16 protein-coding genes are annotated in these 16475 nt (G+C 31.2%); 14 read left to right on the forward strand and 2 right to left on the reverse strand.

The features are described 5' to 3' along the window. Positions 1 to 54 precede the first annotated feature (54 nt). Together ACUUYC_RS19015 and ACUUYC_RS19020 are read left to right on the forward strand one after the other, a co-directional pair. Positions 55 to 1797 carry a CocE/NonD family hydrolase gene (locus tag ACUUYC_RS19015; protein ID WP_474268343.1) on the forward strand — a complete coding sequence of 581 codons (1743 nt, stop codon included), beginning with the start codon at positions 55 to 57 and terminating at the stop codon, positions 1795 to 1797. A 9-nt stretch (positions 1798 to 1806) separates the two neighbouring features. Then, positions 1807 to 2379 (forward strand): hypothetical protein, encoded by a 573-nt coding sequence (locus ACUUYC_RS19020; RefSeq protein ID WP_474268346.1) that lies wholly within the window; start codon positions 1807 to 1809, stop codon positions 2377 to 2379. 89 nt (positions 2380 to 2468) lie between these two features. Here ACUUYC_RS19020 and ACUUYC_RS19025 read toward each other — a convergent pair whose 3' ends face one another. Next, entirely contained in the window at positions 2469 to 4094 is a 1626-nt protein-coding gene (locus tag ACUUYC_RS19025; RefSeq protein ID WP_474268348.1) for an FAD-binding oxidoreductase, read from the reverse strand. Positions 4095 to 4245: 151 nt separating this feature from the next. On the opposite strand from ACUUYC_RS19025, the gene ACUUYC_RS19030 reads away from it, so the two are divergent. The 4 genes from ACUUYC_RS19030 (at position 4246) to ACUUYC_RS19045 (ending at position 6912) form a co-directional block, all read left to right on the forward strand. Further along, complete coding sequence (locus tag ACUUYC_RS19030) at positions 4246 to 4641, forward strand: DUF3574 domain-containing protein (protein WP_474268350.1); 396 nt, start codon at positions 4246 to 4248, stop codon at positions 4639 to 4641. A gap of 26 nt (positions 4642 to 4667) precedes the next feature. Beyond that, positions 4668 to 5768 (forward strand): alkene reductase, encoded by a 1101-nt coding sequence (locus ACUUYC_RS19035; RefSeq protein WP_474268351.1) that lies wholly within the window; start codon positions 4668 to 4670, stop codon positions 5766 to 5768. Between the two features lie 304 nt (positions 5769 to 6072). Then, positions 6073 to 6264, forward strand: a complete 192-nt coding sequence (locus ACUUYC_RS19040) for a cold-shock protein (protein WP_474268352.1) — start codon at positions 6073 to 6075, stop codon at positions 6262 to 6264. A 183-nt stretch (positions 6265 to 6447) separates the two neighbouring features. After that, positions 6448 to 6912 (forward strand): cold-shock protein, encoded by a 465-nt coding sequence (locus ACUUYC_RS19045; RefSeq protein ID WP_474268354.1) that lies wholly within the window; start codon positions 6448 to 6450, stop codon positions 6910 to 6912. A 102-nt stretch (positions 6913 to 7014) separates the two neighbouring features. On the opposite strand, the gene ACUUYC_RS19050 is transcribed toward ACUUYC_RS19045, so the two are convergent. Then, a complete protein-coding gene (locus ACUUYC_RS19050; RefSeq protein ID WP_474268356.1) occupies positions 7015 to 7893 on the reverse strand; it encodes an AraC family transcriptional regulator in 879 nt (292 codons plus the stop codon). Between the two features lie 166 nt (positions 7894 to 8059). Here ACUUYC_RS19050 and ACUUYC_RS19055 point away from each other — a divergent pair, with 166 nt between their 5' ends. The 8 genes from ACUUYC_RS19055 to ACUUYC_RS19090 all read left to right on the forward strand — a co-directional run bounded on the left by ACUUYC_RS19055 (position 8060) and on the right by ACUUYC_RS19090 (position 16415). Then, the gene (locus ACUUYC_RS19055; RefSeq protein WP_474268359.1) at positions 8060 to 8350 is read left to right on the forward strand and encodes a putative quinol monooxygenase; all 291 of its coding nucleotides are present in this window, start codon (positions 8060 to 8062) and stop codon (positions 8348 to 8350) included. 4 nt (positions 8351 to 8354) lie between these two features. After that, positions 8355 to 9365 carry a zinc-binding alcohol dehydrogenase family protein gene (locus tag ACUUYC_RS19060; RefSeq protein WP_474268360.1) on the forward strand — a complete coding sequence of 337 codons (1011 nt, stop codon included), beginning with the start codon at positions 8355 to 8357 and terminating at the stop codon, positions 9363 to 9365. Positions 9366 to 9378: 13 nt separating this feature from the next. Further along, complete coding sequence (locus ACUUYC_RS19065; protein ID WP_474268362.1) at positions 9379 to 10353, forward strand: LLM class oxidoreductase; 975 nt, start codon at positions 9379 to 9381, stop codon at positions 10351 to 10353. A gap of 4 nt (positions 10354 to 10357) precedes the next feature. Next, positions 10358 to 11161 carry an SDR family NAD(P)-dependent oxidoreductase gene (locus tag ACUUYC_RS19070; protein WP_474268364.1) on the forward strand — a complete coding sequence of 268 codons (804 nt, stop codon included), beginning with the start codon at positions 10358 to 10360 and terminating at the stop codon, positions 11159 to 11161. A gap of 53 nt (positions 11162 to 11214) precedes the next feature. Beyond that, positions 11215 to 12255: a helix-turn-helix domain-containing protein gene (locus ACUUYC_RS19075; RefSeq protein ID WP_474268365.1), complete on the forward strand. Its 1041-nt coding sequence runs from the start codon at positions 11215 to 11217 to the stop codon at positions 12253 to 12255. A gap of 103 nt (positions 12256 to 12358) precedes the next feature. Next, the gene (locus ACUUYC_RS19080; protein ID WP_474268366.1) at positions 12359 to 12790 is read left to right on the forward strand and encodes a nuclear transport factor 2 family protein; all 432 of its coding nucleotides are present in this window, start codon (positions 12359 to 12361) and stop codon (positions 12788 to 12790) included. A gap of 3 nt (positions 12791 to 12793) precedes the next feature. Then, positions 12794 to 14953: a DUF5916 domain-containing protein gene (locus ACUUYC_RS19085; RefSeq protein WP_474268368.1), complete on the forward strand. Its 2160-nt coding sequence runs from the start codon at positions 12794 to 12796 to the stop codon at positions 14951 to 14953. 568 nt (positions 14954 to 15521) lie between these two features. Continuing rightward, positions 15522 to 16415 (forward strand): DMT family transporter, encoded by an 894-nt coding sequence (locus ACUUYC_RS19090; protein ID WP_474268370.1) that lies wholly within the window; start codon positions 15522 to 15524, stop codon positions 16413 to 16415. Positions 16416 to 16475 lie beyond the last annotated feature (60 nt).

Raw genomic sequence — 16475 nt, forward strand, 5'->3', positions numbered from 1 at the left:
CAAATCTGTCACACTTCCAAAAAATACACGTCTTTCATCAAAACATGATCAACTATGAAAAAACTCTTTATATGTTTATTGCTTTGTGTAGTAGCTTGTAATACTAACTCTCAAAATGAACAAAAAGTAATCACTTCTACAAAAACAGAGGGAAACTATCTAATTGAAGATATATTGATAGAAACGGAAAAAGATGTTTTTATTTCTGGAATTGTTGTTAAAAACAAAGAAGATTTAAACCCTAAACCTGTCATATTACAACACACAATCTATGTGAGAGATCGTGACATAAACACTTTGAAACAAGCTGTTGACAAAGGGTATATTGGAATAATAACATATACAAGAGGAAAATATAAAAGTCCAAATAAAATTATTCCATATGAACATGAAGCAACTGATACGTATGCTGTTATTGATTGGATTAGCAAGCAAAAATGGTGTAATGGAAAAGTTGGAATGTATGGCGGAAGTTACAATGGTTTTACACAATGGGCAGCGACTAAAAAATTGCATCCTGCGTTAAAAACGATTGTTCCTGCTGCTGCAAATAGACCTGGTAATGGTTTGCCAATGGAAAACAATGTATTTATCAATCCGAACTATGAATGGGCTTTTTATGTAGGAAACAATAAAACATTAGATACAGTTGCTGAAAATGATAGACAACGCTTTAGAAACATGCAATTTAGCTGGTGGAATAGCGGAAGTGCTTATAAAAAAATGGACAGTATTGATGGAACTCCAAATCCTTACTTTCAACGCTGGATATCTCATCCTGATTATGATGAATATTGGCAAAATATGATTCCGTACAAAGAAGAATTTGCGAAAATTGATATTCCAATCTTAACGTTTGACGGGTATTACAATGATTCTCAATGTTCTAATTTATATTTCCATAGACAACATTACCAATACAATAAAAACGCTGAAAACTATCTAATCATTGGTGCATATGATCATTTTGGATCACAAAAAGGTGGACAAAAAGAATTGCGTGGTTATCAATTAGATGAAAACGGTTTGATAAATCCTTTAAAAATAACCTATGAATGGTTTGATTATATCTTAAAGAATGGTTCCAAACCCAGCATTTTAAAAGATAAAGTTAATTACCAAGTCATGGGAACAAACACTTGGAAATCGACGAATTCTATTAATGCGATGAGTACTGAAGATTATAAACTATTTCTAACAGGCTCAAAAAAAGGAGACTATTTACAATTAGCTACAAGTCAGCAAAAAGAATTCAAATCATTAACGCAAACGGTTGATTTTAAAGATCGAGAAACTAGTAATAATAACAATTCATATCCTCAACCAATCATTGAAAACGAACTATATTCAACAAATGGTTATAAATTTATATCAACACCATTTGAAGAAAATACATTCATAAGTGGTTCATTTTCTGGCGAATTGATCTTTAGTATAAACAAAAAAGATGTAGATGTTGGTGTTACTTTATTTGAAGTATTGCCAAATGGAAAATTCCTTCACTTATCAGGTTTTATTGGTCGTGCAAGTTATGCAAAAGATGAAACGACTCGAAATCTTTTAACACCAAATGAACTATTTGCGTTTCCATTTTCTAACACACGATTGATTAGTAAAAAACTACAAAAAGGAAGTCGATTAGCAGTAATAGTAGACGTAAATAGAAATCAATTTGCCCAACTAAATTACGGAACAGGAAAAGATGTAAGCACAGAAACAAATAAAGACGCAAGCGAACCATTGAAAATTGAATGGTTTACGGATAGTTATATCAAAATACCTATCTTTAAACCTTAATCACATTTTATGATCGTTAAACTAAAATTTATAGTAGTAATTGCCTGTTTTATCTCTTTTAATGCGCTTTCGCAAGAAATAACTCCAGCAAAAAAATTCTGGAATACACTGCAAACACATTGTGGAAAAGCATATAATGGAACTTTAGAACTTCCTAAAGAAGACAAAGATTTTGGTGGAAAAACCTTGACAATGCATGTTCGAAAATGTTCTGAAACTGAAATGAAGATTCCTTTTTTTGTGGGAGAAGATAAATCTCGCACGTGGATTTTAACATATAAAAATGATCGCATTACACTAAAGCATGATCATAGACATAAAGATGGATCTGAAGATAAAGTTAATTTTTACGGTGGAATTACTACAAATACTGGAAAGGCAGACATTCAGGTGTTTTCTGCTGATGCAAAAACACAAAAAATGATTCCTGGTGCAGCCACAAATGTATGGTGGATTACTATTGACGAATCTACATTTACATACAATCTGAGACGTTTAGGAACTGATCGCGTATTCAAAGTGGTTATGGATATTACAAAAGCTGTAAAAACTCCGGCAGCACCTTGGGGCTGGAAAGAATAAGCTATTTTAAAAATATATAAATTCACATAAAAAGCTATCACTCAAATAGATGAATGATAGCTTTTTTTATTATATCTATTCGTATGATTTTATTCTGGTAGAATACTCATCTCAAAATTGAACAATTGATCTTTATCATATTTCGTTTTCACTTTACGTAGCTCATCTAATTTATCATTATAATAAATTTCTAATAATTTGAGTCTGTTTGCATCTTTCTCAATATCAGGAACTAAGGTTTTATCAACGAAATTGATAAAAGAACCTTCTGTATAGTTAGCAATTGATTCTCTAAAATCTTTTACCCATTGTACATAAACAGTGTTTCTTCCTACGTTTGTAAAGGCGTTACTAACATCGTCCCACCAACATTGTATTTGTAACATATACGGTTTTTGAGAATACCCAAAACTATTACCAGTACTTCTCTTTACAGCGCCGCCCATACAATGAAAACTCATATACATATTTACATCAGCATAATAACAGGAGTTTTCTAAATATGTGTAAATAGCTTCAACCAAAGCTCTATGATTTACATCATCTTTTGGAAAACTAGAAGATACTTTATGCGGATGCGGTCGGTCGCAAGTTGATTCTGGACCTTTATCTGGCAATACTGTTAAATCTAGTTTTTTACAGGTTTCTGATTCATGCTCAATATATTGAATAGTACCAGTTGGGTTTATAAAATCAATCAATGCACGTTGATTAGCTGCGTATGATGTTATTGTAGCTACTGATTCTGATTTTGCAGATTTCATGAGAAATTGCTCTTGTTCTTGCTTTGGTGTATCTGAATACCCTTTTGGTGTTTCTGTAAAAGTTTTAGCAGTAATTTTATTGACCACTAAAACGCCAAAATATTCTATAAGTAACTTTAATAATTCAACTTTTGAACCGTAAAACTTTCCAGCCATACGTCCGTGAACTTCAGGTTTATTTGCATCGGATGATTTTACAATCAGCATCGTACAAGTAGCAGAAAGGTCTTCACTTATTCCGTCTTCTTTTGCATGTAATTCTGCCCATTTAGTAACCACATCTTTAATTTCTTTTGGTTTCTCCCATCGCAATACAAAGTTTGTTGTTACAGGAAGAATAGAAACTAAATTAAACTTAAAACGTATTACGACTCCAAAATTTCCGCCACCGCCGCCTTTTAATGCTCTAAATAAATCTGAATATTCGCTATCAGCATTTGCGATTACTATCTTCCCAGATGCCAATACAATTTCAATATCAGTCACAGAATCACAGGTTAATCCGAATTTACGAACCGAAACTCCCCAGCCGCCACCTTGTGTGAGTCCGCCAACATTTACAGATTGACAACCACCTCCAGGAATTGTTTTTCCTTTTCTAGCTAATTCAGCATATACTTGTCCCAATTGTTTTCCTGCTGGAAGCCAAGCCACAGTATCACTTTCATACGTAATTTCATTTATTTCAGACAAATCAATAATAATAACATCGTTAGCTGAACACATTCCTTCATGTTGATGTCCGCCAGAACGAATTCTAAAGGGAATATTGTACTTTTTACATTCCTTAATACAATACAAAACATGATCCGCATTCTTACAATAAGCTATAGAAACTGGAAGATGACCAAAACGTGTGTTTGAAATAACTTTTGCATAATGATACAAAGGATCACCAAGATCAATAATTTTTAAATCTTTTGGGACATTATCTACAAAATATGCTTTCATGGGTTATAATAGTTTGGTTAGAAATTAGTTGATTCTAAAAGTAAGAAATTATACTATAAAAAAGTTTATCTATTCTAAAAAGAAATTAAGTATATATGTTTAATTATTAGTAGTTTTAGTGTTCATATAAAATTAACTAACCAAAACTACCATGTCAAAATATATTCGAATTTTTATACTTTCTTTTGCTGTATGTTTACTGTTTTCATGTAGCGCAACAAAATTTCAGGCTAACTATGTAAAAACTGAGTTATACTTTGGGATGTCTAAGAAAAATGGAGTCGTTACTGAGGAAGAGTGGAAAGGATTTAAAACTACTATTCTTAGTAAAAAGTTTTCGGGTTATACAGAAATGAATTCGAAAGGTTTTTGGACAAATCCTAAAGGAGAAACCGTTTCAGAAAATTCAAAATTGATTATTTATTTAAACAAAGGGACAACCTCAGATAGTATTGCTATTGCTTATGTAATCGATACATATAAAGTAAAATTTGATCAAGAATCTGTATTAAAAATTGATACGCCTGTAAAAGCTGTATTTCAGTAAAAGAAAGTATAAAATTACCTAAAAACATGACAAAGAAACCTTTATTACAACCATATACTTCCAAAAACTTATCCTTAAAAAATTGTGTTATTGTAGCACCAATGACACGAAGTAGAGCAAACAATGATGGAAATGTTCCAACGGACGATTTACAGGGCTTATACTATGAACAAAGAGCTTCTGCAGGATTAATCATTACGGAAGGTGCGCAAGTTTCCAAAGAAGCTGTCGGTTATATTCATACACCAGGAATTTACTCAAAAGCACAAGTTGAAGGCTGGAAAAAAATCACGAAACGTGTACATGCAAAAGGCGGAAAAATATTTATTCAATTATGGCATGTTGGACGAATTTCGCATCCAGATTTTCATAATGGTGAGTTGCCAGTAGCACCATCAGCTATAAATCCGAATCGGAAATCTTTCACGCCAGATGGTTTTAAAGATACTGTAACGCCTCGCGCTATGACACAGAATGACATTGACAGAACGATTCAAGATTTCGTAAATGCTGGAAAAAACGCAATGGAAGCTGGTTTTGATGGAGTAGAAGTACATTCATCTAACGGATATCTATTTCATCAATTTTTCACAAATTGTTCCAATACACGAACAGATAATTATGGCGGGAATATTGAAAACAATGCTCGATTTTTCTTTGAAACGCTTGACGCGATGAAACAAGCAATGCCAGAACAGAAAATTGGCGTTCGTTTCAATCCATCGTTAGATTCTGCAATGGCAGGAATTACTATGGACAAAGAAACGATTCCTACGTTTGAATATATAATCAAAAAACTAAATGAGTACGACTTGGCTTATGTGCACTTATCCGAACCATTTTCGGATGTTTCTGAAGTTCCACATGCTGTTACAGAAATTGCAAAGCATTTTAGACCATTATACAACGGAACGTTGATGATTAATACTGACTTTACTTTTGACAAAGGAAATACTGTTCTAGAAGCTAAAGAAGCAGATTTAGTAGCATTTGGAAAACCTTTTATTTCAAACCCAGACTTAGTAGAACGTTTTGAACACGGAATTGAATTAGCTGATTGGGATACAGAAACCTTTTATACAACAGGAAAAAATGGGTATACAGACTATCCGAAAGTGATATTATAAAGGTATATTTTGATAAATTATAATTCATTATAAGCTCTCACTTGATATAATATTGTCTTTTTAGTACCCAAAACCCTTATGAAAGCACTGTATTTATCTCAACTTGAACGCTTTTTTTGTATAAAAATTGGTGTTTCAAAACAATTTCACATGTTTTTAGTGGATCTTACGTGCTGTATAACAGTGAGTTATGTGTTTTTTGCAATTATTTAATATAAAATTTATGTATTAAATAACTCTAAATCAAATAAATGGTATCATCTTTGCCACATTAAATAGTATAAATAAATTAAATTACATTACAATGAGTAAAGGAACAGTAAAATTTTTCAACGACACTAAAGGTTTTGGATTCATCACTGAAGAAGGAAGCGGTAAAGAACATTTCGTACACATTTCAGGATTAATTGATGAAGTTCGCGAAGGTGACGAGGTTGAATTTGACCTACAAGAAGGAAAAAAAGGATTAAACGCGGTAAACGTAAAAGTTCTATAAAATATATATTTCTATATTTAATAAAAAGTCTATCAAATTATGATAGACTTTTTTTTTATGCACTAAATATGCATATTCATATAAAAAAATAATAATTTTTCAATCTTTTTTCTTATCTTATAACATATGAAGTATATCTTTGTAATATATAATATAAATTAAAAAAACAGTTTAAAAATTCTAATGGCAAAATCGCAACAAACATTTAACAAAACAGAAAAAGAAAAAAAAAGATTAAAAAAGAGAGAAGAGAAGCGTAAAAAGATGGCTGCACGAAAAGCCGATGCAAAAGAAAATGGTAAAAAAGGTATTGAGTTTGCATACGTTGATTACAATGGAAACCTTACAGATACGCCACCAGATCCTTCTCAGAAAGTAGAAATAGAAATTGAATCTATAGAAGTAAGTATTCCAAAAACACTAGAAAGTGATAAAGAAGTTGTAGATCCTGTTCGTAAAGGAAAGGTTTCTTTCTTCGATTCTTCTAAAGGTTTCGGATTTATTATTGATGCTGAAAATAATGAAAAATACTTCACTCACGTAAGTGGTACTATTGACGAAATTGCAGAAAATGACAAAGTATCTTTCGAACTTGAAAAAGGTCAAAGAGGTATGAATGCTGTAAAAGTAACTTTAGTAAAAGAATAGTTTTACATATAAAATAGAATTCAACGTATTATTTGAAACAAAGTAATACGTTTTTATTGTACTCAAGTCATTCGTCTGTATTCGTAGTCGTTGAAAATAACGCTAACATGTGCTTTTTTTCAACAATACATATTCACCTTTAATTTTAAAGTCTCTAATTGAAGACCCAATATAACGTTTAAAGGTTTTGGATAAATGACTTGCGTCCGTAAAACCTAAATCATCAGCAATTTCTGAAATGGTAAAATCTGAGTTTAACAACCGGATTTCAACTAATTTCAGTTTTGCTTTAATGATGTATTCCCGTAAAGACATGTGAATTTGTTTTCTAAAATATTCACTTACATACGTTGATGATATTGAAAACACATTGGCTAAATGGTCTATTTTTAAATAGTCAGGTTTGTCTATATGTTCATTGATATAAATTAACATTTTATTGATTCTATCGTCAGTTGTATCTTTTGAAACTTCGTAAAAACTACTTTTCTTAATATTACGAATCAAAATCTCTAAAACACTCGTCATCAAGCTCTTAATTAGAACAATAGATGCTTCTCCATAATTTCTAGATTCTTCTAAAATCATTGCAATCAATCGGTCAATATGTTGTCGATCAATATCACTTTTAATAATATCGCCAGGCAATTGGTTGTAATTTGATAAAATGTATGAAGCTTCTTTATACCATTCATTTCGATCAATAGCAGTACGATTTGTATTCTTAAAGAATGAATCTGTAAACTTCAAAAACACAAATTTTGAAGGTGTTGAAATATTAAATGAGTGACATTTTAAAGGCGGTAATAAAAACATACTTCCTTCAGTATATTCATACTCATTATAATTGATACATTGTGTTCCTTGCCCTTTTTTGATTAATACCAGCTCGAAAAAATTATTCTTTACAGGTCGCTGTTTCCATTCTGACAATTCAACTTCTTGTATTTCAAAAGGTTTATACGTATCTAATACTTGCATATCCAATCAAATTTTGAATAAAACTATACAAAAAAGACATATAAAGCATAAATTTTAACCAATAAACCTCTAAAAGTACATAAATACCCTTTTAGAATACATAAAGTTGCAGTGAATAGTGAACTAATTTTGTATCAAGAAATTATAAAACTAAAAAAAAGAATATATGAGTCAATTAACTATTGTTGCTAGAATTATAGCAAAACAAGGGAAATCAGAATTTATAAAAGAAGAATTATTAAAATTAATTGATATCACACGAGCTGAAAAAGGTTGTATCAATTATGATTTACATCAAGATAATGAAAACGAAAATCTATTTTTATTCTTTGAAAACTGGGAAAATCGTGAATCATGGCAAATTCATATGAACAATGATCATTTAGCTGAATACATGAAAATTACAGAAGGTGCAGTGGAATCTTTTGAATTGAATGAAATGACACTAATTGGATAATAGTATGAAAGCAATAGGATACAAAGAATCATTATCGATAGAAAACGAAAATTCGTTACAAGACATTACACTTGAAACTCCAACAGCAACTGGGAAAGATATACTAGTTGAAGTAAAAGCGATCTCTGTAAATCCAGTAGATTATAAAATAAGGCAAAATGTAGCGCCTGAAAATGGTGACTGGAAAGTGATTGGCTGGGACGCAGCAGGAATTGTCAAAGAAGTAGGAGATAAGACGAGTTTGTTCAAGGTTGGAGATGAAGTATATTATGCAGGCGATTTAACACGTTCAGGAAGCAATGCAGAATTTCAATTGGTAGATGAACGTATTGTTGGAAAAAAACCAACAAGTTTATCATTTGGTGATGCAGCAGCGTTGCCATTGACATCTTTAACAGCTTGGGAATTACTTTTTGACAGAATGCAAGTAGCAACAAACAATTCAAGCAAAAGTATTTTAGTAATTGGTGCTGCTGGCGGTGTTGGTTCAATCATGACGCAATTGCTAAAACAATTGACACAATTAACTATTATTGGAACTGCATCACGTGAAGAAACGACAAATTGGTTGCACGAATTAGGCGCGGATCATGTGATCAATCATAGAAATAAACTGAGCGAAGAATTTGAGAAATATAAACTTCAGCAGCCAGATTATATAGTGAGTCTAAATGCTACAGGACAACATCAAGATGAAATTGTAAAAATCATTAAACCACAAGGAAAATTTGGCTTTATTGATGATCCCAAAGGCGGATTTAATGTGATGCCATTTAAAACAAAAGCGGTTTCTACGCATATTGAATTTATGTTTACACGTTCGATGTTTCAGACAGAAGATATTACAAAACAACATGATATCTTAAATGAAGTTTCAAATCTTATTGATGCAGGAACGATCAAAACTACAGTGGGAACTCATTTTGGAAACATAAATGCTGAAAATATACGTAAAGCACATACATTATTAGAATCTGGAAAATCGAAAGGGAAAATAGTTTTAGAAGGATTTTAATTACGATCTGAATATGAAAGGTTTCGAATCAATAAATAAGGGATATAATAACGTTTTTAAGAAGCATAAACTCAGTATAGGGTTGGTGGTTCCAATTGAAAACTATGCGCAAAACTCTGTTCCAACAATGGAAAATCATGTTGAGCGCGTTCAACTTATAGAAAAACTAGGTTTTAAAGCTATTTGGCTACGAGATGTCCCTTTTCATGTTCCATCATTCGGTGATGCAGGACAAACGTATGATCCATTTACATATTTAGGATATTTAGCTGCTAAAACAACGGATATTTCTTTGGGAATTGCAAGTATAGCTTTGCCATTGCATCATCCTGTACATGTTGCAAAATCAGCGGCTACAATTGATCAACTATCTGACGGAAGATTAATTCTTGGAATCGCTTCAGGTGATCGATATGAAGAATATCCAGCAATGAGAATTCCATATGAAAATCGTGGAGAATTATTCAGAGAAGCATTTGAATATATTAGAAACGCACAAGATACTTTTCCAACATATGAATCAAACTCAGTAGGTATATTACAAGGAAAAGTGGACATATTACCAAAAGCGAAAACGCATAAAATTCCTATGCTAATTACAGGGTTTAGTCAGCAATCATTACAATGGAATGCTAACAACGGTGACGGTTGGATGTATTACCCAAGAGATACTACGCAACAAAAATATAGAATTGCAGAATGGCGTGAACTAATAGCAGAAACGCAAATACATGACAAACCATTTCTACAACCATTATACATAGATTTACATAAAAATGGTAACTTTAAACCGCAACCAATTCATCTTGGATTCAGAATAGGAGTGAAGTATTTACTTGAATATTTACATCATTTACAAGATATTGGTGTAAATCACGTAGCGTTGAATTTACGTTTCAATTCAAATCCTATTGAAAAAACATTAGAACGTTTAGCAAACGTAATTTTACCCGAATTTCAATCAAACATGATAAAGACGACAGCATAAACTTATGAAAAAGACAATATTAATTACAGGAAGTACAGATGGAATTGGTAAGCTAGCAGCATTAAAACTAGCAAAAGATGGACATGAAATCTTTATACATGGAAGAAATGCAGAAAAGTTAAAAACAGTTATTTCAGAAATAAAATCTGAATCCAATAACAACTCAATTAATGGGTTTACAGCAGATTTATCAACGATTGCTTCTGTAAAGGGCTTAGCTACAGAAATTACAAATACAATTCCAAAAATTGACGTATTAATCAATAATGCAGGTGTTTACAATAGTAAAATATCCAAAAGTACAGATGGTTTGGATATGCGTTTTGCTGTAAACTATTTTGCTCCGTACGAATTAACCAATGCTTTAATACCGTTTTTAGAGAAATCTGAAAATTCCAGAATCATTAACCTAAGTTCTGCAGCACAAGCACCAATTTCTTTAGAAGCCTTGGCGGGAAAAATTTCAATTACAGAACAAGCTGCGTATGCGCAAAGTAAGCTCGCATTAACGATGTGGAGTTTTAATCTTGCAAAAAAGTTAACTAATATAAATGTAATTGCTGTAAACCCAGGATCTTTATTAAATACAAATATGGTTAAAGAAGCGTTTGGAACACATTGGTCATCTGTTGATAAAGGTGCTGATATTTTATGTGAATTGGCAACTTCTGAAGTTCATAAAAATGTTACGGGAAAGTACTTTGACAATGACAAAGGAAGTTACGGAAATGCACATGCTGATGCGTATAACGAAAATAAAATTACAGATTTAATTAAAAAAACAAAAGCAATTTTTGCAAACATGTAAGTTGAAAGTACTCATAATATTTATATATTTGAATTCACTAATTACAAAGCTTCATGAACAATCCGTTGCTATTTTTTCTATGCTCAATTGGCGTATTCAATGGATTTATAGCAAGTATTTATTTTTTATTTTTTAGCAAGCAAAAACGTGTGCAAAACTTCTTTTTTGGACTGTTACTGCTATTGTTATGTGTTCGTATTGGAAAATCAGTGTATACAATTTTTACACCGCGAGAAGAACGAAACCTCTGGATTTTACAAATAGGTTTATCTGCTTGTTTTCTAATCGGAGTTGCGCTATTTCATTACCTAAAATCGTCTGTTGAAAATAAAAAAACAATTCCTAATTCGTGGAAGCTTCATATTTCGGCGCTTGCACTTATAATTATTACGGTTGGAACGATAAAACCATACATGTATAATGTTGATTTTTGGCATACCGTTGTATTACTTATATATATAACTTGGGGAATCTATTTATTGCTTTCTGTATATGTTTTGAAAGATATTTTAAAGAAACTATTTCAGAAGAATATAAAATGTACAACTTCAGAAATTTGGCTATTGGTATTACTTTTAGCAAATATTCTAATTTTTACTGCGTATATAGTTGGTTATTTCTATCTCTACTTTGTTGGAACAATTACATTTTCAATTGTATTCTATGCATTACTAATATTTCTATTATTCAAAAAGAATCGTGATAGCATATTTCAAGATATTCCAGAAAAGTATCAAGCAAAAAAGATTTCTAAAACAGAAGAGGAAGAACTAATTGTATCATTAAAAGATGCAATGGAAGTTCATCAATTTCACAAAAACACCAATATAAAATTAAATGATATTGCGAAGGTTTTACACATATCTTCACATAAATTATCACAATTATTAAACGATAATCTTGGAAAAAACTTTGCGCTGTTCATAAATGAATATAGAGTAGAAGAAGCGAAACGATTATTACAAGAAAACAATCAATTCACCTTAGAATCAATTGGGTTTGAAGCTGGTTTTAGTTCAAAATCAACATTTTACGCAACGTTCAAGAAACTAATAGGAAAAACACCGGCAGAATTCAAAAAACAATTCTCATAGCTTAATTTGTCCAAATTTATAATCTTGGACACTTCAATTATAATCAATCACTACATTTTTTAGCTGTTTTCAGAAGTTTGATCAAATCATTAAATCAAATAAGATGAAACAGTATATTTTAGTATTCATTACGCTTTGCGCGATACAACTTTCTACAGCTCAAACGGAACATGCTCAAGTAGAAAAAACGCTTCTAAATTACATGAATGGAAGTTCATATAACAAATTAGAAATGTTGAAAAGCGCATTTACAGAAGACGCAACTCTATATCTCACAGGAAGAGATGGATTCAAAAGATATACGCCAACGGAATATGCTGGATTCTTCAAAAATGGAGAAAAAGGTAAATTTAACGGACGTGACGGAAAAGTACTTGCCATAGAGATTGTCAAAGATATTGCAACGGCAAAAGTGGAAATAGCTGGACCTGAACGTAAATGGGTTTACATAGATCTATTTCTATTAAAGAAGATAGAAAACGAATGGAAAATCATTAGTAAAACTGCCACAAGAGTTGATAACGCTAATAAGTAATTCATGAAATACATACTGACATTTTTCTGTTTATGTTGCTTCATGAAAAGTTACACGCAAACAGCTAGCATCAAATTTGTAGATACAAAAATTAATATTGACGGACAGTTCAAAGAAGCAGTTTGGCAACAATTACCAGAATACACAGGCTTTTACAATTATTTACCAACTGATATTGGTTTAGCTGAAAATCAAACGTCTGTAAAGCTTTTTCATAATGGCGAATATCTTTATGTACGTGCTATTTACAATGATTCAACATCAGAAACACGCGTAAGCACTTTAAAAAGAGATGTTTCTATTGCGTTTAGTGATTCATTTGTGATGATTTTAGACACACAGAATCAAGAGCAAAATGGTTATTTCTTTGCCGTAAATTCACTTGGGAATCAAACAGATGGATTGGTTGGACGCGCAAATAGTGGATACAATCTTAGTTTTAGTTGGAATGCTATTTGGCAATCAAAAGCAGTATTAAACGGAAATAAAAAACAGTACGAAATTGCAATTCCATTAAAATCACTAAATTTTAATAAAGAAAATCCAGTCTTTGGAATTCAGTTTTATGTACGAGATATTAAAAATAATTCATGGACAATTTTAAAAAATGTAAAACGAAACTATGCAAATTTAGATTTACGCTTTACAGAAAAGTTTGCAGTTGAAAACCTTCCTGATAAAGCAACTTCACGTTTTACACTAACACCTTCTATAACGACAAATTATCAAGAAGATGTCACAAATAAAACGGATGAGACCACATTTACGCCAAGTATAGATCTACAATACAATTTAACATCATCTTTAAAATTAGACGCAACAATTAATCCAGATTTTTCTCAGATTGACGTGGATCAACAAGTTACAAATTTGACACGTTTTGCTATTTTCTTTCCAGAAAGAAGGAACTTTTTTTTAGAAAATGCAGACTTGTTTGCAAACTTAGGTGTTGATGGCGTAAATCCTTTCTATTCCAGAAGAATAGGAGCGGAGAGTAGTATTCAATTTGGTTTGAAACTCTCAGGTAATATTGCTCCAAAAACACGAATTGGCGTATTAAATGTTCAAACTGATCAAGAAAACGAAATTACTTCGCAGAACTTTAGTGCATTGGTTGCGGAACAACAATTATCAAATAATTTTGCGGCTACTGCATATGTGATCAATCGTCAAGAAACGGATCAATTTGAATTTATAGACGATTACAATCGTGTTACAGGAATCAATTTAAATTATAAATCGAATAATAATAAATGGATTGGAGTTGCTAATGTTGGAAAGAGTTTCAATGACGGAATTACCAATAAAAACAACTTTTATAATGCAGGAATTTGGTACAATCAACGTGGTTTTGAATGGAATGCACAAGTGAAAAAAGTAGAAGAAAATTATTTGACAGATGTTGGTTTTACACCGCGATTATTCAATTTTGATGCAATAAACAATGTTGTTGTTCGTGAAGGATATACGCAAACTACAGCAGGTGTAGAATATCAGAAATTTTATGAAAACTCAAAAACATTAAACTCTGTTCGATATCTAAATTATAGTAATAACAGCTATTTTGATAGACAAGGAAATTTGAATCAATCGTCTCACTTTTTGAATTCGGCAGTATTTTTTAAAGATCTATCAGCTTTGTATTATGTAGTTAATTATGATAATATTGATTTAAAATATGGCTTTGATCCGTTAGGGAATGGAAATTCATTGCAACCAGATCAGTATCGTTTTGGAATCTTAAAAGTTGGATACAACTCTGCAAACAATCAAAAATTTCGATATAGAGTAAATGTACAGAAAGGAACGTATTATAGCGGAAAACGTACTACAGCAGGCGCATATTTGAATTATCAACTATTACCATTTGCAAATTTAGAACTTACGTATGACGTGAATCATATCGATTTAAATGAATTGGGCGAAGAAACATTTCATTTAGCACGATTTACAAGTGAAATCTTTTTCTCAAATCGACTCAATTGGACAACATATGTACAATACAATACACAACGTGATAATTTTAATATCAACAGTCGTTTGCAGTGGGAATACAAACCATTGTCTTATATCTATTTTGTAATTTCAGATAATTTTACGCAAGATTTGACTCGTAAAAATTGGGGAATTGCGTTTAAAATGAACAAACGATTTGACTTCTAAAATAATGGATGACCGAAAAGCACAAGATCATACGATAATGTGCTTTTCGTTAAATGAAAAATATTAAAAAATTATGGTGATTTTGAAGATAGTAACTTCTTCTCACAATATCTTTCAATATAAACTGAATGATATTCTACTAACCTATTTTTCTAATTCACTAGCGTTGGTATAAATTTAAAAAATAGTAGCCTATTAGTAGTTTTCATAATAATCTTGATACTTATTAAAGAGATACTACAATTAGTAAAAGGTTGCGTTGAAATTATTTTTTTATTGTAAAAAGCAAACGAGTTTGATTATAATTTGATGAATGTATTTTTAATTAAAATTCTTATAACCAATCAATTAACACCCTATTTTGTGTATGAATTTAAATATTAAAATAATAAGAAAATAAAATTTATTTTTTCTGTATAACATGTCACAAAAGGTTTTTACTATAAAAAAGTAGAATAAGAACCAATATCGATTTATAACATTTTTATTATGAAATGATTTATAACAAAAGTAAAATGTCCTATAAAAATGAAATCAAGGTCGTACATTTGCGACTTACTTATCGTAAATGAAATCGACATCATCTAAAGTACTTATTATTCTTGCATTTATTGCTATTTACCTCATTTGGGGAAGTACTTATTTATTGAATAAAGTTGCTGTAACTGAATTGCCGCCTTTCTTTTTGGCATCTGTTCGGTTTGTGTTTTCGAGTATATTACTCTTCGGAATTGCGCTAGTGATGCGTGCAAAAATTGCGATTACTAAAAAGCAATTCGTAAATTCTATAATTGTTGGTTTTTTGTTCATGGTTTCTGGAAATGGTCTTTTTGTTTGGGCTTTAAAATATTTAGACAGTGGGTTTGCTGCATTACTGGCTTCTACACAACCTTTATTCGTTTTAGTACTAATGCGATTAATCGACAATAAGAAGATGAAAACAAAATCTATTATTGGAATTTCTTTAGGAATTATTGGAATGTATTTATTGGTAAGTCAAAATGAATTTATCACTAATGATGATACATTGATAGGAATTCTCATGATTTTTATTTGTGTTTTAGGTTGGAGTTATGCAAGTGTATTTGTTTCTAAAGCTGATTTACCAAAGAATCACTTGGTTAGTACAGGCTATCAAATGGCAATTTCGAGTGTTATGTTAATTGCGCTGAGTCTGTTTTTAGATGAAACTTGGACTTCTCCATTGGCTTGGAGTTATAACGTACAATGGTCGATGGCATTATTAGTTATCTTTGGAAGTATTGTGGCATTTACAGCATTTAACTATTTACTAAAGAAAGTTTCTACAGAAAAAGTGGCTACATCTTCGTATGTAAATCCAGTAGTAGCTTTGCTTTTAGGTTGGTATGTCCTTGATGAAGCTCTTACAACACAATCTATAATTGCCGCTTGTATCTTATTAGTTGGCGTTTATTTTATTACTTCTAGAAAGAAAGTTTAACCAAATATTACCTATTTAAAATATCACAAGAACTTATAATTATCATTGAGTTCTCTCTTT

The sequence above is a fragment of the Kordia sp. E genome, from assembly GCF_056033805.1.

Excerpts from the sequence above, each read along its gene's own strand:
- ACUUYC_RS19015 (WP_474268343.1), top strand. The coding sequence starts at position 55 with ATGAAAAAACTCTTTATATGTTTATTGCTTTGTGTAGTAGCTTGTAAT.
- ACUUYC_RS19020 (WP_474268346.1), top strand. The coding sequence starts at position 1,807 with ATGATCGTTAAACTAAAATTTATAGTAGTAATTGCCTGTTTTATCTCT.
- ACUUYC_RS19025 (WP_474268348.1), bottom strand. The coding sequence starts at position 4,094 with ATGAAAGCATATTTTGTAGATAATGTCCCAAAAGATTTAAAAATTATT.
- ACUUYC_RS19030 (WP_474268350.1), top strand. The coding sequence starts at position 4,246 with ATGTCAAAATATATTCGAATTTTTATACTTTCTTTTGCTGTATGTTTA.
- ACUUYC_RS19035 (WP_474268351.1), top strand. The coding sequence starts at position 4,668 with ATGACAAAGAAACCTTTATTACAACCATATACTTCCAAAAACTTATCC.
- ACUUYC_RS19040 (WP_474268352.1), top strand. The coding sequence starts at position 6,073 with ATGAGTAAAGGAACAGTAAAATTTTTCAACGACACTAAAGGTTTTGGA.
- ACUUYC_RS19045 (WP_474268354.1), top strand. The coding sequence starts at position 6,448 with ATGGCAAAATCGCAACAAACATTTAACAAAACAGAAAAAGAAAAAAAA.
- ACUUYC_RS19050 (WP_474268356.1), bottom strand. The coding sequence starts at position 7,893 with ATGCAAGTATTAGATACGTATAAACCTTTTGAAATACAAGAAGTTGAA.
- ACUUYC_RS19055 (WP_474268359.1), top strand. The coding sequence starts at position 8,060 with ATGAGTCAATTAACTATTGTTGCTAGAATTATAGCAAAACAAGGGAAA.
- ACUUYC_RS19060 (WP_474268360.1), top strand. The coding sequence starts at position 8,355 with ATGAAAGCAATAGGATACAAAGAATCATTATCGATAGAAAACGAAAAT.
- ACUUYC_RS19065 (WP_474268362.1), top strand. The coding sequence starts at position 9,379 with ATGAAAGGTTTCGAATCAATAAATAAGGGATATAATAACGTTTTTAAG.
- ACUUYC_RS19070 (WP_474268364.1), top strand. The coding sequence starts at position 10,358 with ATGAAAAAGACAATATTAATTACAGGAAGTACAGATGGAATTGGTAAG.
- ACUUYC_RS19075 (WP_474268365.1), top strand. The coding sequence starts at position 11,215 with ATGAACAATCCGTTGCTATTTTTTCTATGCTCAATTGGCGTATTCAAT.
- ACUUYC_RS19080 (WP_474268366.1), top strand. The coding sequence starts at position 12,359 with ATGAAACAGTATATTTTAGTATTCATTACGCTTTGCGCGATACAACTT.
- ACUUYC_RS19085 (WP_474268368.1), top strand. The coding sequence starts at position 12,794 with ATGAAATACATACTGACATTTTTCTGTTTATGTTGCTTCATGAAAAGT.
- ACUUYC_RS19090 (WP_474268370.1), top strand. The coding sequence starts at position 15,522 with ATGAAATCGACATCATCTAAAGTACTTATTATTCTTGCATTTATTGCT.